Annotated in this window: 16 protein-coding genes; 13 read left to right on the forward strand and 3 right to left on the reverse strand. The window is 58.9% G+C overall.

What is annotated here, in order from left to right:
• The first annotated feature begins 123 nt into the window (after window positions 1-123).
• The 4 genes from OZX73_RS03125 to OZX73_RS03140 all read left to right on the forward strand — a co-directional run bounded on the left by OZX73_RS03125 (window position 124) and on the right by OZX73_RS03140 (window position 5,054).
• Entirely contained in the window at window positions 124-1,359 is a 1,236-nt protein-coding gene (locus OZX73_RS03125; protein ID WP_277150574.1) for an anhydro-N-acetylmuramic acid kinase, read from the forward strand.
• Between the two features lie 83 nt (window positions 1,360-1,442).
• Window positions 1,443-2,963 (forward strand): sugar ABC transporter ATP-binding protein, encoded by a 1,521-nt coding sequence (locus tag OZX73_RS03130; protein WP_277150575.1) that lies wholly within the window; start codon window positions 1,443-1,445, stop codon window positions 2,961-2,963.
• Window positions 2,964-2,980: 17 nt separating this feature from the next.
• Window positions 2,981-3,985: an ABC transporter permease gene (locus tag OZX73_RS03135; RefSeq protein WP_277150577.1), complete on the forward strand. Its 1,005-nt coding sequence runs from the start codon at window positions 2,981-2,983 to the stop codon at window positions 3,983-3,985.
• Between the two features lie 124 nt (window positions 3,986-4,109).
• Window positions 4,110-5,054 (forward strand): ABC transporter substrate-binding protein, encoded by a 945-nt coding sequence (locus OZX73_RS03140; protein ID WP_277150580.1) that lies wholly within the window; start codon window positions 4,110-4,112, stop codon window positions 5,052-5,054.
• Between the two features lie 109 nt (window positions 5,055-5,163).
• Here the strand turns inward: OZX73_RS03140 and OZX73_RS03145 are convergent, their stop codons facing one another.
• Window positions 5,164-7,908, reverse strand: coding sequence for a DNA topoisomerase IV subunit A (locus tag OZX73_RS03145; protein ID WP_277150582.1), 2,745 nt, complete (start codon window positions 7,906-7,908; stop codon window positions 5,164-5,166).
• Window positions 7,909-8,113: 205 nt separating this feature from the next.
• Here OZX73_RS03145 and OZX73_RS03150 point away from each other — a divergent pair, with 205 nt between their 5' ends.
• Window positions 8,114-9,310 carry a nucleotide pyrophosphatase/phosphodiesterase family protein gene (locus tag OZX73_RS03150; RefSeq protein ID WP_277150584.1) on the forward strand — a complete coding sequence of 399 codons (1,197 nt, stop codon included), beginning with the start codon at window positions 8,114-8,116 and terminating at the stop codon, window positions 9,308-9,310.
• Between the two features lie 114 nt (window positions 9,311-9,424).
• Here OZX73_RS03150 and sepH read toward each other — a convergent pair whose 3' ends face one another.
• On the reverse strand, window positions 9,425-10,684 hold the full coding sequence (gene sepH, locus OZX73_RS03155; protein ID WP_277150586.1) for a septation protein SepH: 1,260 nt from the start codon (window positions 10,682-10,684) through the stop codon (window positions 9,425-9,427).
• A 175-nt stretch (window positions 10,685-10,859) separates the two neighbouring features.
• Here sepH and OZX73_RS03160 point away from each other — a divergent pair, with 175 nt between their 5' ends.
• The 3 genes from OZX73_RS03160 to OZX73_RS03170 are packed head-to-tail and all read left to right on the forward strand — an operon-like array spanning window position 10,860 to window position 14,009.
• On the forward strand, window positions 10,860-11,150 hold the full coding sequence (locus tag OZX73_RS03160; protein WP_277150588.1) for a DUF4193 domain-containing protein: 291 nt from the start codon (window positions 10,860-10,862) through the stop codon (window positions 11,148-11,150).
• A complete protein-coding gene (gene dut, locus OZX73_RS03165) occupies window positions 11,150-11,629 on the forward strand; it encodes a dUTP diphosphatase (protein WP_277150589.1) in 480 nt (159 codons plus the stop codon). The genes OZX73_RS03160 and dut overlap by 1 nt, the downstream gene beginning before the upstream one ends.
• A gap of 55 nt (window positions 11,630-11,684) precedes the next feature.
• On the forward strand, window positions 11,685-14,009 hold the full coding sequence (locus OZX73_RS03170; protein ID WP_277150907.1) for a bifunctional (p)ppGpp synthetase/guanosine-3',5'-bis(diphosphate) 3'-pyrophosphohydrolase: 2,325 nt from the start codon (window positions 11,685-11,687) through the stop codon (window positions 14,007-14,009).
• A gap of 238 nt (window positions 14,010-14,247) precedes the next feature.
• Here OZX73_RS03170 and OZX73_RS03175 read toward each other — a convergent pair whose 3' ends face one another.
• On the reverse strand, window positions 14,248-14,787 hold the full coding sequence (locus tag OZX73_RS03175) for a peptidylprolyl isomerase (RefSeq protein ID WP_277150591.1): 540 nt from the start codon (window positions 14,785-14,787) through the stop codon (window positions 14,248-14,250).
• A gap of 258 nt (window positions 14,788-15,045) precedes the next feature.
• On the opposite strand from OZX73_RS03175, the gene OZX73_RS03180 reads away from it, so the two are divergent.
• From OZX73_RS03180 to pflA, 5 genes are all read left to right on the forward strand, one after another.
• Window positions 15,046-16,815: an NAD+ synthase gene (locus OZX73_RS03180; protein ID WP_277150593.1), complete on the forward strand. Its 1,770-nt coding sequence runs from the start codon at window positions 15,046-15,048 to the stop codon at window positions 16,813-16,815.
• A gap of 218 nt (window positions 16,816-17,033) precedes the next feature.
• The gene (locus OZX73_RS03185; RefSeq protein ID WP_277150595.1) at window positions 17,034-17,921 is read left to right on the forward strand and encodes a DUF4234 domain-containing protein; all 888 of its coding nucleotides are present in this window, start codon (window positions 17,034-17,036) and stop codon (window positions 17,919-17,921) included.
• Between the two features lie 94 nt (window positions 17,922-18,015).
• Window positions 18,016-18,285 carry a hypothetical protein gene (locus tag OZX73_RS03190; RefSeq protein ID WP_277150597.1) on the forward strand — a complete coding sequence of 90 codons (270 nt, stop codon included), beginning with the start codon at window positions 18,016-18,018 and terminating at the stop codon, window positions 18,283-18,285.
• Between the two features lie 357 nt (window positions 18,286-18,642).
• Window positions 18,643-21,018 (forward strand): formate C-acetyltransferase, encoded by a 2,376-nt coding sequence (gene pflB, locus OZX73_RS03195; protein WP_277150599.1) that lies wholly within the window; start codon window positions 18,643-18,645, stop codon window positions 21,016-21,018.
• Window positions 21,019-21,258: 240 nt separating this feature from the next.
• Window positions 21,259-22,140 (forward strand): pyruvate formate-lyase-activating protein, encoded by an 882-nt coding sequence (pflA, locus tag OZX73_RS03200; protein WP_277150908.1) that lies wholly within the window; start codon window positions 21,259-21,261, stop codon window positions 22,138-22,140.
• Window positions 22,141-22,251 lie beyond the last annotated feature (111 nt).

Consider the following 22,251-nt stretch of genomic DNA (forward strand, 5'->3'; position numbering starts at 1 on the left):
AAAGTTTCAAATCACCGTACTGCTTATTATTTGTAAGTACGGAATCATTTAAATCGACAAAAAATATAATAACGTTTATTTTTTACATTTTGATAAACGTTTAGCAAAACTAAGAGGTTTTATATGCCATACGCAATTGGACTGAACAGCGGATCTTCGTTCGACGGAGTCGATGCCGTCCTCATCGAGATAAATCAAGCCGAGGATGGCAGCGTTCTGCCTCCCAAGTACATCGACGGGCTTTCGATCGATTGGCCGGAGGAGATTCAGAAGCAGGTTCTCGCCGCGTTCGATGACACGCTGGGTATCTTCAAGCTGACCCGTCTGAACTATATATGCGGGGCTGTGTTCGCGCAGGCCGCGATGGAGCTGATGGCGAAGCACAATCTCAAGGGCGAGGACCTTGATGTCATCGGCTATGATGGGCAGACCATTTACCAGGAGCCGCCGGAGCATGAGCAGATGGCCAAATACCCGGAAGGCGAGCCTTTCTATAAGATGTGGACGGAATACGGCTATCCTTGCGGCCTGCAGATCGGTGAGCCGGGCGTCGTCGCCGTGTTGACCGACGCCCCGGTGGTCACGCAGTTCAGAAGCGTCGACCATGCGCTGCAAGGCACTGGCGCGCCGCTTATGCAGTACTTCGACTATGTGATGTTCCGCCATACCGAGCCGACGGCGACATTGAATATCGGCGGCATTTCGAACTGCCATGTGGCTTGCGCCGACAGGTCCAGGATGAAGGCCTTCGATTGCGGCCCCGGCAACGTGATGATCGACGCCGCGATGCGCAAGTTCTACGGCAAGGGCTATGACAAGGACGGCGAGGTCGCCGCAAAAGGCACGATCAACCAGACCATGCTCGACGAATTGCTGCAGCACCCGTTCTTCAAGCGCGACATTCCGCGTTGCGCGTGGAGGCTGGATTTCGGCGCCGAATACACGGAATCGATGCTCGAGAAGTATTCGAACCTCTCGCATGAGGACATCCTCGCGACCCTGACCGCATTCACGGCGGAAGCCATCACCCGTGCCTTCAAGCAGTTCATCGTCCCGACGGGCCTGCCGGTCAAGCGCCTCATCGCCAGCGGTGGCGGCGTGAGGAACAAGACCATGATGAAGATGATCGCCGAGCGCCTTCCCGAAGGCGTGAAGTTGGAGTCCTCCGACGTCATCGGTGTGCCTCCGCAGTACAAGGAGGCGATCAAGTTCGCGACCATCGCCTTCTCGACCAAGAGAAGCATTGGCGATAATATCCCGGACGCCTGCGGTGCCAAGAAATTCGGCATCCTCGGCAAGCTGGTATTGCCTCCTCATCAGGCGAAGCTTACCCAGAAGCAGAATAAGCTGGTCGACTAATCAATAAGGGTGCATGGGATCACCTCGGGTTTTCAAAGGCTTTCAGGTGGTCCCTACCATACATTCAAACGTTTGGAGTTTAGATGACAGAACAAGATGTGGGATCACAGTACTTGTTGCAAGTCGATGGAGTTTCCAAAAGGTTTCCTGGGGTATTGGCGCTGGACAATGTCTCGCTTAACGTGCGCTATGGGGAGATCCATGCGCTGATGGGTGAGAACGGCGCGGGGAAATCGACTTTGATGAAGATCATTGGAGGCGTCTATCAACGTGATGGCGGAAAGGTGCTATTGGAAGGCAAGCCTTACGCTCCCGAAAATCCTTCCGCGGCGCAGCTTCAAGGGGTCAGCCTCATCCATCAGGAGCTGAATCTCGTTCCGGATTTGACCATCGCACAGAATATCTTTCTGGGCCGTGAGCCTATGTCCAAAGTGAAAGGCTTCATGCATGACGAAGAAGCCATTTCACGTTCCCAGGAATTGCTGGACAGGGTAGGGGTTTCCTTTAATCCCAAGACATACGTCCGCGATCTGTCGGTCGCCGGCCAGCAAATGGTGGAGATAGCCAAGGCGCTTTCGTTCGAGTCAAAGCTGTTGGTGATGGATGAGCCTACGGCCGCGTTGAGCGAAAAGGAAGTCGATACGCTCTTCGCTTTGATGCGCGAATTCATATCGCCCACCACCGCGATCATCTACATCTCCCACCGCATGGAGGAGCTGATGAGGATCTCGGATCGGATCACGGTGTTCCGCGATGGGCAATTCGTCCAGGAGGTCGAGACGGCCAAGACGAATAAGGACGAGATCGTCAAGCTCATGGTGGGGCGCAAGATCACGCCATACTCTCGCGACGCCAGGCAGAACGTGTCGGCCCAGCCGGTCCTGGAGGCCAGGCATGTCAGCACGAACCTTGTCAAAGATGTGTCTTTCGATGTGAAGGCTGGCGAGATCCTTGGCATTGGTGGCCTCGAAGGCGCCGGAAGGACCGAGCTCGCGCGTTGTGTGATCGGGGCCGACCAGCGTAAAAGCGGTGATATCTTCCTTGAGGGCAAGCCCATAAAGGTCGAGAAGCCTTTTGACGCCGTGAACGCCGGAATAGCCTATTTGTCCGAGGACCGTAAACAGTTCGGCCTGGTGCTGGATGAATCGGTCAATGACAATATCATGCTTCCCTCACTTCGCGATTTCACCAAGGCCGGTCTCGTCCGGGACGCGCCGATGCGCAAGACGGCCGCGAAATTCGTCAGCTCGTTGAGCATCAAGACGCCATCGAACGAGCAGTTGGTGAAGAATCTCTCGGGTGGCAACCAGCAGAAAGTGGTTGTCGCGAAATGGCTCGCCAAAAACTGCAAGGTCCTGATCTTCGATGAGCCTACCCGAGGCATCGATGTCGGCGCCAAACAGGAGATCTACACATTGCTCGACCAATTGGCGAAGGAAGGTCATGCGATTGTGGTCATCTCTTCCGAGATGGAGGAATTGTTGCGTCTTTCTGACCGCATCCTGGTGATGTGCAATGGTGCATTGACCGGGGAGCTTTCACGCAGCGAGGCCACGCAGGAGAAAATCATGCAACTCGCCACGCAATTCGATAAGACAAAGTAGAAGTAAGGGAACAGATCATGGAAATTTCCAAGAAATCAAAATCAATAAAAAATAATCGTTTAGCAAAACATTTGCCATCCTCGGTGGTGCAGCAGCTTTTCATCCTCGCCACATGGATCGCGTTGCTCATCATCTTCTCTCTCGCTGACCCGCACTTCATGAAGATGGGCAACATCGTGGCCCTGCTGCTTGCCTCCGCCGTCACCGGCATCCAAGCTCTCGGCGTGACATTCGCGATTTCCACGGGCGGCATCGATATCACCCCCGGTCTTGGTATGGCGATGACCGGCGTCATCACCGCGATGATGATGGTGACGTTCCACTTGCCGATTTGGGTCGCTGTGCTGATTGGCATTCTTTCCGGAGCCGTGCTTGGTTGGGTCAACGGCCTGCTCATCGCCGGATTCGGCATGCAGCCGATGATCGCGACTTTGGCCATGATGCTGGTATGCCAAGGCGTGGCGCTTATCCTGTCCGGATCGAAGCCCGTTTATACCACTGACCAGGCTGGATTCGACCAGATAGCCCGTGGAACCCAGATTTTGGGGATTCCGAATGCGGTGTGGATCTTCCTGCTTGTGGCCGTGCTCTCCTGGATCATCCTCAACAAGACCCGTCTGGGACGTTATGCGTTGGCCATGGGCTCCAACGAAGAGGCGACCCGTATGTCCGGTGTCAATGTGAGGCGCTGGAAGTGGGGAGTCTACGTTCTCACCGGTTGCTTCACCGGGCTCTCTGGTGTGGTGATGGCCTCCCGTCTGAGTGCCGCGCAGCCGGCCACAGGGCAAGGTTATGAGATGTACGCGATCGCTGCTGCCGTCATCGGCGGCGCCTCCCTGACCGGTGGCCGCGCCTCAATCGTGGGCACGGTGCTGGGCGCGCTCATCATCACCACGATCAACAACGGCCTTCAGATCCTTTCTGTACCCGATCCGTGGCAGAAGGTGTTCCTGGGCGTCGTGGTGATCGTCGCGGTTCTTGTCGATGTGTATCGGCAGCACAATCAGCAGAAAGCCAAATAGGAAAGGAGAAAAGAAGTAGATAGGAAATGACTGTTGGGCGATGAGCCTGACAGAAACAATGAACAATAAGAATGAGGAAATTTCAATGAAGAAAAAAGTTATAGCAGGTTTAGCTGTGTTGGCAATGACGCTTGTCCCTCTTTCCGCTTGCGGTAATGGCGGCGGCAGCTCTGCAAACGGCAAACACAAATACGAGATATCCATGGTCGCCAAGGGATTCAGCCAGAGCTACTGGGTCTCGGTGCACCAGGGTGCCGATGCCGCTGCGAAAAAGTATGGGGCCACTGTCAACTTCAACGGTCCTGACAATGACAGCCAGGTCGATAAGCAGGCGGATATGGTGCAGAACGCGGTGAACAAGTCTCCGGACGCCATCGCCATCGCGCCGCTTGATGAGGCTTCGCTGACCGCGGCTTTGAAGAGCGCGAAAAGCGCCAACATCCCGCTGTTCGCCTTCGATACCGCATTCGTCAAGAACGACAGCCTGATCACGTCGTCCGTCAAGACCAGCAACACCGAAGTCGGCAGGCTCGCGGCTGAGAACATGTGCAAGCTGCTGAACAGCAAGGGCAAATATGCGGTGATCGCCCACAGCCAGACCGATGCCACCTCGACGGAACGCAGGGACGGCTTCCTCAACTACATGAAGAAGAACGCGCCTGATATGAAGATGGTGGGTTCCGTTCAGTATACGAGTGCGGATCAGTCCAAAGCCCAGGACATCGCGAGCGCGATCCTGCAAGCCAATCCGGACATTGATGGAATCTTCGCGACGAACGAGATCAATGTCGTCGGTGCCGCGACCCCTGTGGAGGCGGCTCATAAGACGGGCAGCAAGGTGGTCCTGGTCGGCGTGGATTCCGGTAAGGCTCAGCAGCAGTACATCCGCAACAAGGTGGTCGCCGGCTCGGTCTCGCAGAATCCGTATCAGATCGGTTACAAGACGATTGAGAATGCCGTCAAGCGCCTGGATGGCAAGAAGGTACCGAAGACCGTTGATTCTGGATGCTTCTGGTACAACGCCGATAATATCGATGACAAGAAAGTTCAGCAGGCTATGTACAACTGATGAACGGCCTTGATTGATATTACGCAATCAATGCAAAAGTGGGGACGATATCTATACGGATTCGTCCCCACTTTTTTCGACCGCACCTGTTTTTGATGGTGCTGTTTTTTTATGCCACGTATTCGATTGGCGCGGGGAGATCCACGCCCGAGGCGTCACGGCGCATGTCCGGTTTGGGCAGTTCGACGGGCTGGCCGCCGGAGGTGCTGGCGTAGAGCGGATAGGTGTCGATGGCAGCTCTGGTCAGGGTGTTCTGGCCCTTGAGGAAGCGCTGCGAACGCACGCCGCCGGTGCCGCGTCCCTTGGTCGGATACATTTCCAGCGGGGTCACCTTGGCCGCTCCGGTTTCGGTGCCGGGCAGGGCCGCGTCGTCTCCGGCGACGGTGAGCACGACGGCTCCGGAGGCCGAGTACAGGCCGTTTTCACCTTCGTCGTATGTCCAGGCGATCTTGCCGGCCGGCACCACGTTGAAGGCCACGACGTGCTGTCCTTCGGCCAATCTGATGCCGTTCATGCCGCCTGCGGTGCGGCCTTGCGGGCGCACAACGTTGGCCTCGAAGGTGAGCAGCGAGGAATCCGAGGAGATGAAGACGATGCGGTCGTCGTCGGCTGCGGGTGCGGCGAATACGACGGCATCCCCATCCTTCAAGTCGATGACCGGCCAGGAATCCATGGTGCTGGGGGACTCACGGTTCCAGCGCTTGACGATGCCGTTGCGGGTGCCGATGGCCAGCGGGATATTGGTGGTATCAGTGCCGTTCGCATTGTCGTCGCTCGAATCCGCAGATTCGTTCTTGTCGGAAACGTCGCCCATAGCGATAGCCGCCACGACGTGTTCGCCGGAGACGGGCTCTGTGCTGGTGGTCATGCCGAGCAATTCGTCGGCGTTGACACCGCCGGAAACGTTCAGGTTCTCACTGGCCGGCAGCGATGGCAGATCGGCGACGTGGGCCAGAACCAAGCGTCCGGCAGAGGTGATCAGCCCGTAGCTGGAAAGCGTTGTGCTGGCGAAGATGGAGACGATCTGGTCGTCGTGTGCGCGCTTCCCGTTCGCTTCTCGCGTCTGCCAAAGGTCAACGGCGCTCGGCGAGGTGCGGGCGATGAGCCCGGTCGCGCTCAGCATTACCGCGCAGGGCTCGTCGTCAAGCCGCAGTGCCGCTGTCGCTTCCTCGACATTGCCTGCCTTCTTGGCCTTCTTTGCGGCTTCGACGTCCTGTGCCGCTTGCGAAACCGTGTTCTCCACGCGGATCGCGGCCAGAGCGGAGGAATCCGGGTTGGTGTTGGCGCTGTCAGCCACAGAACCGGAAGAAGCCAGCGAACGCACTGGTGTCAGGCTGCCGTCCTCGTGACGTTCGAGCAGCACCGTGCGCCGCGGGTCGCCCCACTTTTCCACTGCCTCGTCCATCTCGGAGACGATGACTTCGTCAAGCCGTTCGCCGGAGGCGAGGATCTCATTGAGCTCGTTGATCTGCCGCTTCAAGTCGTCCTGCTCGGCCTCGAGCTCGATACGGCTCATTTTGGTGAGCCTGCGTAGACGCAGGTCGAGGATGTATTGCGCCTGGATCTCGTCCAGGTCGAAGACGGCCATGAGCCGGGTCTTGGCGGCGTCGGCGTTGTCGGAAGTGCGGATGACCTGGATGACCTCGTCGATGTCGACCATCGCCAGTAGCATGCCCTCGACCAGATGCAGCCGCTCCTGCGCCTTGCGCAGACGGTATTCGCTGCGCCGGTGGATGACATTGCGCCGGTGCTCCACCCAGACCTCAAGCATCTCCTTCAAGCCCATGGTGTGGGGCCGTCCGTGGACGAGCGCCACGTTGTTCATGGTGAAGTTGTCTTCCAGCGGCGTGTTCTTGAAGAGCTGGGCGAGCACGGCGTTGGGGTCGAAGCCGGTTTTGATCTCGATGACGATGCGCGTGCCGTTGTGGCGGTCGGTCAGGTCGATGGCACCGGAAACGCCTTCGATGTGGTGATTCTTCACGCCTTCCGAAATGCGTTCGAGCACGCGTTCGGGGCCGACCATGAACGGCAGTTCGGTGACGACGATGGCCTTCTTGCGGGCGGTCACGTTCTCGATATGCGTGGCGGAACGGGTGGTCAGCGTGCCGCGTCCGGTCTCGTAGGCCTCGCGTATGCCGTCGCGGCCGATGATGATGCCGCCGCCCGGCCAGTCCGGCCCCGGCACGTAGTCCATCAGTTCGTCAAGTGTGGCGTCGGGGTGCTTCATCAGGTATTTCGCCGCGGCGACCACTTCGCCGAGGTTATGCGTGGCCATGTTGGTGGCCATGCCCACCGCGATGCCGGAAGCGCCGTTGACGAGCAGGTTCGGAATGGCGGCCGGCAGCACGTCCGGTTCTTTCAATTTGTTGTCGTAGTTGGGGGAGAAGTCGACCGTATCTTCGTCGATGTCTGCGTTCATTCCCAACGCCGTGGGCGCAAGCCTTGCCTCGGTGTAACGTGAGGCCGCGGGCCCGTCGTCCAGCGAGCCGAAATTGCCGTGCCCGTCCACCAGCGGCAGGCGCATCGCAAACGGCTGGGCGAGGCGCACCATGGCCTCGTAGATGGAGGAATCGCCGTGCGGGTGCAGTTTGCCCATCACCTCGCCGACGGCGCGGGCGGACTTCATATACGGCTTGTCAGGGGTCAGGTTCATCTGGCCCATTTGGTAGATGATGCGTCGCTGCACCGGCTTAAGGCCGTCGCGCGCGTCGGGGAGCGCTCGCGCGTAAATCACCGAATAGGCGTACTCAAGGAACGATTTGCTCATTTCCTCGTCGAGTGGGGTTTCGACGATGTTCTCCTTGACCGTGTGCGGGTCGTATGCCGGTTTGGCCGTTTTGCGACGTTGAGCCATACTGAAAAGCACTCCTCTTTTAAATGACAATCCGTCTTATCATACCGTTTCCCCTCGTCGGCATTGGCTCATCGGATAGGTCAAAACTTATAGGCGGGGAATAAACGAATGCTCGGAGAGAAAACAGTGAATGGCGAAGGGAGGCTGGGAGAATGAAGCCTTGGCTGATTCGGCGTTTTTCGGTGCGCGGTGATTGAATGGGGGCATGAGTGTTGAAGCCGAACCGATGGATGAACTGCTGAAATTCCGCCAAATCGACGCGTATGGCAGCTCCCGGCATATCTCCGCGGTGCTTCCCGCTTTGAGCGCGTCCATCGGCCATCCCATGCCGACACCGGTCCATCCCGATCCTGAAGCCGCAAGGGTGGCTCTGGGTTTTCCGCAAGCCGACTCGGCGGTCATCGTCCTGGTGGACGGTCTGGGATTCTGGAACATGGCCATGCGTGCCGGCCACGCCCCTTATCTGCGCGGCCTGATGAATCAGGAACGTAATATAAAACCGATCGCGACCTGTATCCCCAGCACCACGCCGATCGTCATGGGCGCATTCGGCACCGGCACCTGCCCGGGCATGACGGGCATGACCGGCTTCACCCAGCGCAACGAGGAAACGGGGGGATTGGGCCAGCTCATCAGCTTCGCCGGCGCTCCCGATCCTGAGGAACTCCAGCGGCAGCCTACGATTTTCGAGCGTCTCGAACGGGCTGGTGTGCGTGTCACCAGCGTTGGCTTGCCTAAATTCGCCCATTCCGGTCTCACCAAGGCTGCTTTACGAGGTGGTGAGTACGAAGGCTCACGTCACGAGGAATTGCGCGTGCGAGCCGCCATCAAAGCCGCCGCCAAGCCAGGGCTTACGTATTACTATGTGGAGGACGTCGACAAGACCGGCCACCACCATGGTCCGTTCGGCGAGGAGTGGGCCGCTGCCTTGGAGAGCACAGACGAGCAGCTGCGGACGTTGCGGCGTGGGTTGAAACCCGGCACGCTGATGGTGATTGTCGCCGACCATGGAATGGTGGAGGTCGATCCGGCCAATCGGGTTGACATCGCGAATAGGCCCAACCTGATCCGTGACGTCGCCTTGGTCGCCGGAGAGCCCCGCATGGTGATGCTTTACGCCGAACCGGAAGCGGATGTTAACGCCATGGCGGCGCGCTGGCGTGACGAATTAGGTGATGTTGCACAGATCTATAGCCGTGACGAGGCCATCGAACGCGGACTCTACGGCGACGTTGAAGCGCGTGTCAGGCCGTTGATCGGCGATGTGGTCGTCTGCGCCAAAGGCAATGTCACCGTCGTCGATTCCCGCACCCAAAGCGAGGGGTCGATGGGTTTGCTCGGCGTTCACGGCTCATTGACGCGTTTGGAACGGGAGATTCCCTGTCTGATCGATGTGGCCTGATGAGATGACCGGCACTGGTCCGGATCGGCGCTTTAAAAGTCGCGATGGGTTTGTCGGCGAATAAAAAACCGTGCCTTGATCAAAAGGCACGGTTTCAGGATTAATTTGCTGATCTCACTCTCCGAAGAGGATCTCGTCCCAGCTGGGCACCGCTGAGCGGCCCGACTTGCGTTTGCCATGCTTGCGTTCGTCATGGTCGGTCGTGCTTTCCTGTGATTTCTCGTTGGAAGAGGCATCGGAGCGATTGTTGTGTGTGGTTTGCTCGGCCTTGTCATTGAGCGGGGTGAAAAGCTGGGGCTGCGCGGCAGGCGCGCGGTTGGGCAATGGCAATGAGAACGCGTCCACCGGTGCCATCGTCTGTGTCGCGGCATCGGAAGGCCGTGACGTGGCGGATGCCGGTTGCTGTCGCGTGGCGGGCGCGGGATACGGCAATGAGGCCGATCCGCTGCCGGCGGCACTTTCCTGGGCCTGCGTTGCGGTTAAATCGCGCTTCTCGGGCTGCGCTTCCCGCTTTGCTGCGCCGCCTGCTGGCTGGACGTGCTGAGGCTGCTCCTGCATCGAAGCCACCGTGTTGGCGATACGCGCCGAACGCACCGAGTCACCTGGCAATTGGCGATTGCCGCCAAGTTCCGTGGCGGCCGCCTCGTCATTGCCATTTGCGGGCAGATTCGGCTGAACCGAGGTCTGCTCGGTTTGAACATTCTGCGCCGTGTTTTGGCGGGCAGAGGTATTGCTCGAAGTGGCATTCGAGGATCCGGCGTCACTACTCGCAGTGGATGCCTGACCCGTCTTGGTCTCGCCCAAGAGGATCTGCGCGACGGCGTTGCGGCATTCGACGGTATTGTCATGCATGTTCCAGGTCCATTCGGCCCGCACGCGATTGCGCTGGGTGCTGAAAGTGGCGGTGATTCGCCAAGGTTCGCGCCCCCGGCGTGTCGCGCCCCACGTCACTGACTCCATGCCGATTCGGGCCGCCGCCAGCGTGCGCGCGATGAGCTCCTCGACGGAACGCACCTTGCTTCCTTTGGGCGCCGAAACCGAAAGGAACTGCTCGATGGCGTATTGTTTTTCGGTCTCGACGGGCGCTGAGAAACGACGCACAAGCGCCTGGCTGAGCCCGTATTTCTCCGCGACCTTGTCGGGTTGCGCGCCGGCACGGATAAGCGCCTGAATGCTTGAAATAGGTAGGGTTTGCGCAAGCCCCGGGTTCTCCGCCTCGCCGGTCTCGCTGATGATTTGGCGCGCCTCGAGTATGGCGTGCTCCAGCGTGTCATCAACCGCTATGCGGAACTTAAGCCCCCTAGCGCGGAACACCAGCTCGCCGTCCTCGTCGACATGGTCGAACTGTGCCTCCTGAACTGAACTCACTGGCATACAAGCACCACTTTCCTGAAATGACAAAACCTCGAGAATTTCACTTTATTCCATTATGTCCCTCGTGTCGTACTTTACGAATTTGCTAAATCGTGTATCCTTTAGCCCGTAAAAACATTTGTGACGTGGATGCCATCGGTATAACATACCGTGAACCAATAAGAAAGGACGACCAATGGCCCAGGATTATGATTCCCCCCGTAACAAGGACGAGGACGAGGAATCCCTTCAGGCGCTGAGCAAGAGCAATCGGGATTCGGCCGAGGACATCGACGATGACGAGAACGCCATCGCCGAGGACTACGAGCTGCCCGGCGCGGACCTGAGTAACGAGGATTCGTCGGTCACCGTGATCCCCATGCAGGGCGACGAGTTCATCTGCTCGGAGTGCTTCCTCGTCAAGCACCGCAGCCAGCTCGACCACATGGGTCCCGACGGCCCGGTGTGCAAGGAGTGCGCCGCCTGATGGCTTATTCCGAAAGCTACAACGAACCCGAAAACGTCGAAGTGCTCCTGAAGTCCGATGCCGACGGGAACGTGCCGGCTCTGCGTTACGCGCACGCAGGTGACGCAGGCGCGGACCTGACGACCACGGAGGATATCGAGCTCAAGCCCTTCGAACGCGCCTTGGTGCCCACGGGGGTTTGCATCGCACTGCCCAACGGGTATGTCGGGCTGGTGCATCCACGTTCCGGCTTGGCGATCAAGTCAGGCGTCACGGTATTGAACGCGCCCGGCACCATCGACGCCGGATACCGCGGCGAGATCAAGGTGCCGCTGATCAACCTCGATCCGGAGCATACGGTGGCGCTCCACGCCGGCGACCGCATCGCGCAGCTCATCATCCAGCGTTACGTCGAGGCCCGGTTCGTGCCCGCGACGGAACTGCCAGGCAGCGACCGGGCGGAGCGTGGGTTCGGTTCCACGGGAATGGCGAGCGAATAGCACAAGCCGTCTTCCAATCGGATAGAATGAACGCAGAGATGTGAGGGGAGCGGACATGGTCGATACGGTTTCGGACAACAATTCGGCGAGGATGCTGGGCTGCGAGATCAGCACCGACCCGCTCGACCCGCTGCAGCCCATCGTGCGCGCCTGCCGTGCGCACCATCCCGATGCCGACTTGGGCATCCTTGAACGCGCCTACCGCAGGGCCGTCTGGCAGCACCGCAACCAGCGCCGTCGTTCCGGTGAGCCTTATATCATTCATCCCTTGGCAGTGGCCCAGATTCTGGCCGATCTTGGCATGGGCTCGCTTGTCGTCGCCGCTGGCCTTTTGCATGACACCGTTGAGGACACGGATTACACGCTTGATGATTGCCGTGCGGAATTCGGCGACACCGTCACCGGCCTGGTCGATGGCGTCACGAAGCTCACCAACATGGAGGTCGGCGATTCGGCGCAGGCCGAGACCATCCGCAAGATGGTGGTGGCCATGAGCCGCGACGTGCGCGTGCTCGTCGTCAAACTGGCCGACCGCCTCCACAATGCCCGCACATGGCGCTATGTCAAGCCCTCCAACGCCCAGCGCAAGGCCCGCGAGACCCTCGATGTCTACGCGCCCTTGGCCAACAGGCTCGGCATGAACGCCATCAAGACGGAACTCGAGGAACTGAGCTTCAAGGTCCTCTATCCCAAGATCTACAACGAGATCGTCGTGCTCGTCAACCGCCGCGCCGGCCAGCGCGACGTCTATCTGAAACAGATTATCAGCGAGATCAACGAGGACCTCGCCGATCAGCACATCAAGGCCACCGTCACCGGCCGGCCGAAGGACTACTTCTCGATTTACCAGAAGATGATCGTGCGTGGCCACGATTTCTCTAACATCTACGACTTGGTCGGCGTGCGCATCATCGTCGACACCATCCAGGACTGCTACGCGGCCCTCGGCGCCGTCCACGCCCGCTGGAGCCCGATCCCCGGCAGGTTCAAGGACTACATCGCCATGCCGAAGATGAACATGTACCAGAGCCTGCACACCACGGTGGTCGGTCCTGGCGGCAAGCCCGTCGAGATCCAGATTCGCACCTGGGACATGCACCGCCGCAGCGAATTCGGCATCGCCGCCCACTGGAAGTACAAGGAGAACGGGCAGGCCGGACGAAAGCTTAGCGAGCCGGACAAGGGCGACCGCAAGCGCGAAAGCGAAGAGAACCAGGACTTAAGCGAGGCCGACAACCTCAAGTGGATCCAGCAGCTGGCCGACTGGACCAGCGAGACCCCGGATTCCGATGAATTCCTCGGGTCGCTCAAAGAGGATCTGGGCAGCGCCGAAGTCTACGTGTTCACGCCGAAGGGCAAGATCATCTCGTTGCCGGCCCACGCCACGCCGGTCGATTTCGCCTACGCCGTGCACACCGAGGTCGGCCACCGCACCATGGGCGCGCGTGTCAATGGCCGCCTCGTCCCGCTCGACACGGTGCTCGAAAGCGGTGATACGGTTGAGATTCTTACGTCCAAGTCCGAGACCGCCGGACCGTCCCGCGACTGGTTGAGCTTCGTCAAGAGCCCGAAGGCGCGCAACAAGATCCGCCAGTGGTTCAGCAAGGAACGCCGCAGCGAGGCCATCGATGAGGGCAAGGACGAACTCACCCGTGCCATGCGCAAGCGCAACCTTCCGGTCTCCAACCTTTTGACCCCTCAGGCGCTGGTCGGTGTGGCCGACGAGCTCAATTTCGACAACGCCGACGCCGTGTTCGCCGCCATCGGAGATGGCCAGGTCTCCACGCAGAACGTCATCTCCCGGCTGGTCAAGGACGCCGGACAGGACGAGGTCGAGGAGGACGTCGAGCAGGAGGCGTTGCCGCTCAAGCACGCCGAACGCCGCCGTGACACCAACAAGCTCGGCATCTCGGTCAAGGGCGTGGAAGGCGTGTGGGTCAAGCTCGCCCGCTGCTGTACCCCGGTCCCCGGCGACAAGATCGTTGGTTTCGTCACCAAGAACGAAGGCGTCTCGGTGCACCGCGCCGACTGCCAGAACATGCTGAACCTCGAGAAGCAGCATCCCGATCGCGTGGTCGAGGTCGCCTGGACCAGCGCCAAGGGCCTGTTCATGGTCAAAATCCAGGTCGAGGCGCTTGACCGGCCGCACCTGTTGACCGATGTCACCCAAGTGCTCTCCGACCATGGCGTCAACATCATCAACGCCAGCGTCGCCACCGGCTCCGACCGTGTGGCCACCAGCCAGTTCTCCTTCGAAATGGCCGACCCGCAGCACATGAACACGCTCCTGAGTGCGGTGCGTAAGATCGATGGCGTCTTCGACGTCTACCGCCTGACCGGCGCCAAGGACTCCGCCGTCCCGCACATGCGCAAGATGTAATGCGTTAGTGGTTTGTGGCTGTTAGGCGCGACGAAAAGCATGAAAAGGTGAGCTTTTCGTCGCATCCCTTTCGTAAATGCGACCGAAAGCATGAAAAGGTGCGTTTTTATGTGCTTTTGGTCGCGCTTTTGGTTCACCAGGCTTGGGTTCCAAAGTTTCATCGTGTATACGAAAGTCCCTCGCCATCGATACTGGGATGGCGAGGGACTTTATACGTCCGCTCTAAAAGTGGTTGCGCTTACTTCACGACTTCAACCGAGACGATGCCGGCCGGCTCGAGCGGCATGTCGCTGCCGTCGGTGGGCAGGTTCTGCAGGCGGTCGACCACGGACTTGCCCGCGTCATCCGCGACCTCGCCGAAGATGGTGTGATGGCCGTTGAGCCATGGGGTCGGCACGGTGGTGATGAAGAACTGCGAGCCGTTGGTGCCGTGGATCTTGCCGTCGCGACCACGACGCACGCCGGCGTTGGCCATCGCGAGCTTGAAGGGCTCGTCGAATTTGAGGTCCTCGACGATCTCGTCGTCGAAGTCATAGCCGGGGCCGCCGGTGCCGTTGCCCAGCGGGCAGCCGCCCTGGATCATGAAGTCCTTGATGATGCGATGGAAGGTCAGGCCGTCGTAGAAGGGATCGTGTGATTTCTCGCCGGTCTCGGGGTTGGTCCATTCCTTGTCGCCAGTGGCCAGGCCGATGAAATTTTTCACGGTTTCCGGCGCTTTGTCGTCGAAGAGGTTCAGGGCGATGTCGCCCTCGGTGGTATGCATGATTACTTGAGTCATAGGTTTCATTTTCCCACTTGTCACAGACCTGAGGCAAATCAGCCGGTAGGCTAACGCTATTCGGCATTGCTTTTTGGTGGTATGCGAAAGGTTTGCGCTCGCCACGGCACACAGAAACTGTAATACATAAAGATGTGTTCACAGCGGTGCTTGCGTTGGAATGCCCCAAAACCATCACGGTGGATAGGTGCGATGCCGGAAGCCTGCAGGTGTGTCCCGCGATATTTGGGGTTTCCAACGTATGGGTATGATGGCAGCATGACTCAACTTCGTTTCGCTTTGGCCCAGATCGACACGTGCGTGGGCGATCTCGACGGCAACGCCTCCACCGTTCTGCAATTCGCGCGTATGGCAGCCCTCAACCGCGCTCAGGTGGTCGTGTTCCCCGAGATGACGCTTACCGGATACCCCATCGAGGACCTGGCGTTCCGCGCCACCTTCCGCAAGGCCGCGGCGGACAAGGCCGATGAGCTGGCGAAGACGCTGGAGAAGGAGGGCCTGGGCGGACTTTATGTGGTCGTTGGCACCGTTGGCACGGTAAATGGGGGTGGCGCCAAGGCCGCCGAGGACGATGACACGGCGGCCGAACGTCTCGGTGTGGTCGGAGGCGCCGCAGATTCGGCGAAGCCCACAAACCGGCTTGTGGTGTTGCATGGCGGCTCGGTGTGGTCGACCTACGACAAGCATTTTCTACCCAATTACGGCGTGTTCGACGAGTTCCGCATCTTTGAGTCCGGCCAGCGTTCCGTCATCCTTGACATCGACGACGTGAAGGTCGGCGTGGCCATCTGCGAGGACATCTGGCAGGATGGCGGCCCGGTGGCGCAGCTCGCTCATGAGGGTATCGATGTGCTGCTCACCATCAACGGCTCACCGTATGAGGAGGGCAAAACCCATACGCGCCAGGATCTCGCCATTCGCCGTGCGCATGAGGTCAGCGCCCCGCTGATCTACCTGAACCAGGTTGGCGGCCAGGACGACCTGATCTTCGACGGAGGCAGCTTCGTGGTCGACGCCGACGGCACGCTTCTCGAACGTTCGCCGATGTTCGTGGAGGACCTGAGTTACTTCGATTTCGATTCATCCGTCGCGCGTCAAAAGGTTGGTGCCATCGCCGAGCCGCGCGATCCCGACGAAGAGGTCTACACGGCCTGCGTCCTGGGGTTGAAGGACTACATGGCCAAGAACCATTTCACAGGTGTCGTGCTCGGCCTTTCCGGCGGCATCGATTCCGCGCTGGTCGCGGCGATGGCGGCGGACGCCGTGGGCGGGGCGAACGTGCAAGGCATCTCGATGCCGAGCATGTATTCCTCAAGCGGTTCCAAGGACGATGCCGCGGATCTGGCGCGCAACATCGGCGCCCATTATGACATCCAGCCCATCGAGCCGTTGTTCAAGGCCTTCCAGGCCCAACTGGACCTCGACGGGGTGGCCGCCGAGAACCTGCAGGCGCGCATCCGCGGCGTCATCGTCATGGCCTATTCCAATTCCAAGAACCTGTTGGCGCTCGCCACCGGCAACAAGTCCGAGCTGGCCTGTGGCTATTCCACCATCTATGGCGACGCGGTGGGCGGCTACGCGCCGATCAAGGATTTGCTCAAGACCCGTGTCTGGGAGCTTTCCCGCTGGCGCAATCGCGCCGCCGCGGCCGGAGTCGGGGTCGGCGGTTTGAAGATCGTCGGCAACGAGAACGGGGGAGCGGGAGTGCCGCTCAAAGACGGCGTGATGATCCCCGTGGCCAGCATCGAAAAGGCCCCGAGCGCCGAACTGCGTCCCGGTCAGAAGGATTCCGATTCGCTGCCCGAATACGTCCTGCTCGACAAGGTCCTCGAGGCTTATATTGAGAAGGCCCACGGCCGCGCCGATCTCTTGAAAGACGGCTTCGACGAGAAGACGGTGGACACGGTGATGCGTCTGGTCGACCGCGCCGAATGGAAGCGCCGCCAGTACCCGCTTGGCCCCAAGGTCACCTCGCTGGCGTTCGGCCGTGACCGCCGTCTGCCCGTGACCAGCGCCTTCCGCGAATAAACGCAACAAATTACATTCCAGAGGCGGAATTCCGGCGGAATTCGCAACATGGTCGTAGATGCAGGCTGCCAAAACGCCTCGGGATGCAGCCCGTTTACTTGCAATTTGGGCAAACGCCCCAGATGGGTTGCGTTTGGTAGCGTGGGTTGATTATGATTTTGCTTTGGGCGAAGAAGTCCATTGTGGATCACCGGCCCGCGAAGAAGAAAGAAATGCACATGTCCAATCCCATACCGCAGCCCAATGTCCCGCTTCCACCGCTTCCGCAGTCTTCGTCCGGTGCAGGCAATGCCGCCGAGCCGATGCCTCAAACCGGTGCCGTTCCCCAGCCCAATCAGCCGCTTGACGAGATGCCGATGCCAGCCCCGCAGACCCAGCAACCATCGCAGTTCGACTTCCAGAACGCCCAGAATCTTCAGCAATTCGAGGCTCCGGTCGCGCCAAACTACCAGCAGCCGCAGCAAGACGTTTCGCAGTTCGCCATGCAGGATTCGGCTCAATACGCCTCCCAGCCAATGATGGAGGACCCCCAACAGTTTGTCGCGCCGCAACAGCCAGTGATGCAGGAACCCGCGTATGCTGCGGCTCCGGTGCAGAACTACCAGCCGCAACCCAACGCCTTGCCGGCCAATGCGCGTCCCGTCGGGCAATTGAACACCAACCGCAGCTTGGTCAAATGGATACTCTTGGGCTTCATCACGCTGGGTATCTACGACATCGTGATCATGACCGGCGCGACGGATGCGCTCAACACCATCGCCAGCCGCTATGACGGCAAGAAGACCATGCATTACTGCCTGCTCTATTTCCTCGTCGGCCCGATCACTTTCGGAATCGGCACGCTCGTCTGGTTCCACAAGATGAGCGACCGCGTCGGCAACGAGCTGCAGCGCAGGGGATACCAGCCGCCAGAGATCACGGCCACCACGTTCTGGCTGTTCAACGCCCTGCCCAGCTTCTTCGAGATTCCCGTCCTCATTGGCGCGTTCTTCGTTCCGTTCCTGTTCGTCGTTGATTTGGCGCTGTATGCCTTGCAGCTTGTCTACATGTACAAATATCTAGACGCGATGAACACGCTTTGCGCGGATTACAATATGCGCGGCTGAGCCGGCGGCTACGCCCACGGGTAAGCCCGGCTCATACAACGACCGGTCTGGGCTATGGTTGGAACGCTGGCATTGGCGATAAAGGGGAATGGCGATGGCAAAGGACACGCAGTACACGAACGATGACGATGGAAACGGGCAGTGGTATTTCAACATCGTGACCAAAAAGCCCGAACTGGGCAAGCTTTCCCCGTTGGATCAGCGTCTTGGCCCCTATCAGTCGCGTAAGGACGCCGAAGACGCAGGCAAGATCGCCAAAAAGCGCAATCTCAAGTGGAAAGAGCAGAACAAGGAATGGAACGCTTGGGATAAGGCCGGTCAAGACAACGATGATGAAGACGATGAGGATGACTCCGACGACTAACAGGCGTTGGCTTCGGATTTCCGAATATCTTCGGAACTGAATTACTTGAGGATACGGGCTGATAGGCGAGCGTTGTTTATCGGCCCGTTTCTCTTGACTTGAAATGAAAATGTGACTTACATCACTTTATTTTTGGGCAAGAATCGTATGCACTCCAGAAAATAGACATTCTTGCAAATCGTTCTTGCATAAGGGTTTATAGCATTACAGCTCATTTTCGGAAAATGAGATAACGGCGTTGAAAATGAAAAAGTGACGTAGCTCACACCGATTTTGGCTTTTTGTGACACATCCCACTCTACAATGGTAGACGAACGCAACGTGAAGATGCGTTGCTCCATTAACAAGGAGTGTTATATGACCGCAGTAGATCAGACTGCTCTCTCTGCCGAAGAGCTTCAGGCAAAGGCCTGGAATGGCTTCGTCGGAGGAAATTGGCAAAAGGAAATCGATGTTCGTGATTTCATCCAGAAGAACTATACGCCGTATGACGGCGACGAGTCCTTCCTCGCCAAGGCGACCCCGAAGACCAAGGAAATGTGGGAGTATCTCGACAACAACCAGCTTGCCGTAGAGCGCAAGCAGCGTGTGTATGACGTTGACACCCACACCCCGGCCGGCATCGACAACTTCGGCCCCGGCTACATCATGGACAAGGAACACGATAACGTGATCGTCGGCCTGCAGACCGATGAGCCTTGCAAGCGCGCCATGATGCCGAACGGCGGCTGGCGTATGGTCGAGCAGGCCATCATTGAGGCGGGCAAGGAGCCTGACCCCAACATCAAGACCATTTTCACCAAGTACCGCAAGACCCACAATGACGGCGTCTTCGGCGTCTACACCAAGCAGATCAAGCTTGCCCGCCACAACAAGATCCTGACCGGCCTGCCCGATGCTTACGGCCGTGGCCGCATCATCGGCGATTACCGCCGTGTCGCCCTCTATGGCATCAACTATCTGATCGCCCAGAAGAAGATCGACAAGGATTCGATTCCTTATCGCAATGACTTCACCGAGGCTGAGATCGAGCATTGGATCCGCTTCCGCGAAGAGCATTCCGACCAGATCAAGGCCCTGAAGGAACTCATCAACCTCGGCAACGAGTATGGCCTCGACCTCTCCCGTCCGGCGCAGACTGCTCAGGAAGCCGTGCAGTGGACCTATATGGGCTACCTCGCCAGCGTGAAGAGCCAGGATGGCGCGGCCATGAGCTTCGGCCGTAACTCCGCCTTCTTCGATTGCTACTTCGAGCGCGATCTGAAGAACGGCAAGATCACCGAGACCGATGCCCAGGAGATCATCGACCAGCTCGTCATGAAGCTGCGTATCGTCCGCTTCCTGCGTACGAAGGACTACGACAACATCTTCTCCGGCGATCCGTACTGGGCCACCTGGTCCGATGCGGGCTTCGGCGATGACGGACGCCACATGGTCACCAAGACCTCGTTCCGTCTGCTCGCGACCCTGACCATGGACCACCTTGGACCAGGACCGGAGCCAAACATCACGATTTTCTGGGATGCCAAGCTGCCTGAAGGCTACAAGCGCTTCTGCGCCCGCACCTCCATCGACACCTCGGCCATCCAGTATGAGTCCGATCGCGACATCCGCAACCACTGGGGCGACGACGCGGCCATCGCTTGCTGCGTTTCCCCGATGCGTGTTGGCAAGCAGATGCAGTTCTTCGGCGCTCGCGTGAACTCCGCGAAGGCCCTGCTTTACGCGATCAACGGCGGCCGTGACGAGATGACCGGTATGCAGGTCATCGACAAGGGCGTCATCGATCCGATCGAGCCCGAAGCCGACGGCACCCTTGACTATCAGAAGGTCAAGGACAACTACGAGAAGGCCCTTGAGTGGCTCTCCGAGACCTACGTCGAAGCGCTGAACATCATCCACTATATGCATGACAAGTATGCGTATGAGGCCGTTGAGATGGCCCTGCACGACAAGGAAGTCTACCGCACCCTCGGTTGCGGCATGTCCGGCCTGTCGATTGCCGCCGATTCTCTCTCCGCTCTGAAGTATGCGAAGGTCTATCCGATCTACAACAAGGATGCGAAGAACCTCGAAGGCCATGAGGACGAGTATGTCGAAGGCGCGGACGACGACCTGGTGGTCGGCTACCGCACGGTCGGCGACTTCCCGATTTACGGCAACGACGACGATCGCGCCGATGAGCTCGCCAAGTGGACCGTCTCCACGGTCATGGATCAGATCAAGGCCCTGCCGGTCTACCGCAACGCGGTTCCGACGCAGTCCATCCTGACCATCACCTCGAACGTGGTCTACGGCAAGGCGACCGGCTCCTTCCCGAGCGGACACAAGAAGGGCACTCCGTATGCTCCTGGTGCCAACCCGGAGAACGGCATGGATTCGCACGGCATGCTGCCGTCCATGTTCTCGGTCGGCAAGATCGACTACAACGACGCGTTGGATGGCATTTCGCTGACCAACACGATCACCCCTGACGGCCTTGGCCGTGACGAGGAAGAGCGAGTCACCAATCTGGTCGGCATCCTTGATTCCGGCAATGGCCATGGCCTCTACCACGCCAATATCAACGTGCTGCGCAAGGAACAGCTTGAGGACGCCGTCGCGCATCCTGAGAAGTATCCGCACCTCACCGTGCGTGTCTCGGGCTATGCCGTGAACTTCGTCAAGCTCACCCGCGAGCAGCAGCTCGATATCATTTCCCGTACGTTCCACCAGGGCGCTGTCACCGAGTGACGGCTCACCTGAAGTAATGTGGTGAATGCTGATTGAAGGGGCGGGGCTCTGGTTCCGTCCCTTCAATCATGTTTCATGGCCTTGGAAACCGCTTTGGATTAGGAATAAACGCCAAGGATCAGCGGTTTTCAGCTATGGAATATTCAGTGCGTCACATTGTGCTTGAGGCGCACCGAGCGGCTGGGATTTAAGCTTGAAATCCGATAGTATGGAAAGCAGAATTTGACAAGGAGGGCAATGATGTCCGAAACCACTCAGTTTAGAACCACGACGCAGCACATGCTCAAGGAGTCGAAAGTATATGCCAAGCACACGTTGATGGGCGGTCTCTCGGGCTTTGAATCTCCTATTGGCCTCGATCGCCACGACCGCATCAGTGCGCTGCGCACCGGCGACATCGGCTTCGTCCATTCTTGGGACATCAACACCTCCGTCGACGGGCCGGGAACCAGAATGACGGTGTTCATGAGCGGATGCCCGCTGCGTTGCCAGTTCTGCCAGAACCCCGACACCTGGAAGATGCGCGACGGCCAGCCGGTCTATCTCGATGACATGATCGAGCGCGTCACCCGTTACAAGGACGTTTTCCAGAGCACCGGTGGTGGAGTCACCTTTTCCGGCGGCGAGTCCATGATGCAGGGCAAATTCGTCTCGCGCGTCTTCCACGCGGTGCGCCAGGAAGGCATCCACACCTGCCTCGACACCTCCGGCTTCCTCAACAAGGACTGGACCGACGAGATGATCGATGACATCGATCTGTGCCTGCTCGACGTCAAATCCGGCGATGAGGAGACCTATCACAAGGTCACCGGCAGCCAGCTCGCCCCGACCATTCAATTCGGCCAGCGCTTGAACAAGGCTGGCAAGAAGATCTGGGTGCGTTTCGTCCTTGTTCCTGGCCTTACCGACAGCGTCGAGAACGTCGAGAACGTGGCCAAGATCTGCGAGACCTTCGGCGATGCCGTCGAACATATCGACGTGCTGCCGTTCCACCAGCTCGGCCGCCCGAAGTGGCACCAGCTCGGCATCCCATATCCGCTGGAAACCAAGGAAGGCCCGTCCAAAGAACTGAAAAAGCGCGTCCACGACCAGTTCAAGGCCCACGGTTTCGAGGTCTACTAAAGCGTCGGACTGGGCGGTTAATTCGATGTTCATGCACCGGACAGAGGGCTTATGCAATCCTTGTCCGGTGTTATAGTATGCAACATAAGCGCTGATCCGTTATCGGCGGGG

Source organism: Bifidobacterium sp. ESL0775 (assembly GCF_029395475.1).
Classification (GTDB): domain Bacteria; phylum Actinomycetota; class Actinomycetes; order Actinomycetales; family Bifidobacteriaceae; genus Bifidobacterium.

What these genes read in the sequence shown, in the direction of transcription:
- OZX73_RS03125 (WP_277150574.1), top strand. Translation starts at nt 124, where the DNA reads ATGCCATACGCAATTGGACTGAACAGCGGATCTTCGTTCGACGGAGTC.
- OZX73_RS03130 (WP_277150575.1), top strand. Translation starts at nt 1,443, where the DNA reads ATGACAGAACAAGATGTGGGATCACAGTACTTGTTGCAAGTCGATGGA.
- OZX73_RS03135 (WP_277150577.1), top strand. Translation starts at nt 2,981, where the DNA reads ATGGAAATTTCCAAGAAATCAAAATCAATAAAAAATAATCGTTTAGCA.
- OZX73_RS03140 (WP_277150580.1), top strand. Translation starts at nt 4,110, where the DNA reads ATGACGCTTGTCCCTCTTTCCGCTTGCGGTAATGGCGGCGGCAGCTCT.
- OZX73_RS03145 (WP_277150582.1), bottom strand. Translation starts at nt 7,908, where the DNA reads ATGGCTCAACGTCGCAAAACGGCCAAACCGGCATACGACCCGCACACG.
- OZX73_RS03150 (WP_277150584.1), top strand. Translation starts at nt 8,114, where the DNA reads ATGAGTGTTGAAGCCGAACCGATGGATGAACTGCTGAAATTCCGCCAA.
- sepH (WP_277150586.1), bottom strand. Translation starts at nt 10,684, where the DNA reads ATGCCAGTGAGTTCAGTTCAGGAGGCACAGTTCGACCATGTCGACGAG.
- OZX73_RS03160 (WP_277150588.1), top strand. Translation starts at nt 10,860, where the DNA reads ATGGCCCAGGATTATGATTCCCCCCGTAACAAGGACGAGGACGAGGAA.
- dut (WP_277150589.1), top strand. Translation starts at nt 11,150, where the DNA reads ATGGCTTATTCCGAAAGCTACAACGAACCCGAAAACGTCGAAGTGCTC.
- OZX73_RS03170 (WP_277150907.1), top strand. Translation starts at nt 11,685, where the DNA reads ATGGTCGATACGGTTTCGGACAACAATTCGGCGAGGATGCTGGGCTGC.
- OZX73_RS03175 (WP_277150591.1), bottom strand. Translation starts at nt 14,787, where the DNA reads ATGACTCAAGTAATCATGCATACCACCGAGGGCGACATCGCCCTGAAC.
- OZX73_RS03180 (WP_277150593.1), top strand. Translation starts at nt 15,046, where the DNA reads ATGACTCAACTTCGTTTCGCTTTGGCCCAGATCGACACGTGCGTGGGC.
- OZX73_RS03185 (WP_277150595.1), top strand. Translation starts at nt 17,034, where the DNA reads ATGTCCAATCCCATACCGCAGCCCAATGTCCCGCTTCCACCGCTTCCG.
- OZX73_RS03190 (WP_277150597.1), top strand. Translation starts at nt 18,016, where the DNA reads ATGGCAAAGGACACGCAGTACACGAACGATGACGATGGAAACGGGCAG.
- pflB (WP_277150599.1), top strand. Translation starts at nt 18,643, where the DNA reads ATGACCGCAGTAGATCAGACTGCTCTCTCTGCCGAAGAGCTTCAGGCA.
- pflA (WP_277150908.1), top strand. Translation starts at nt 21,259, where the DNA reads ATGTCCGAAACCACTCAGTTTAGAACCACGACGCAGCACATGCTCAAG.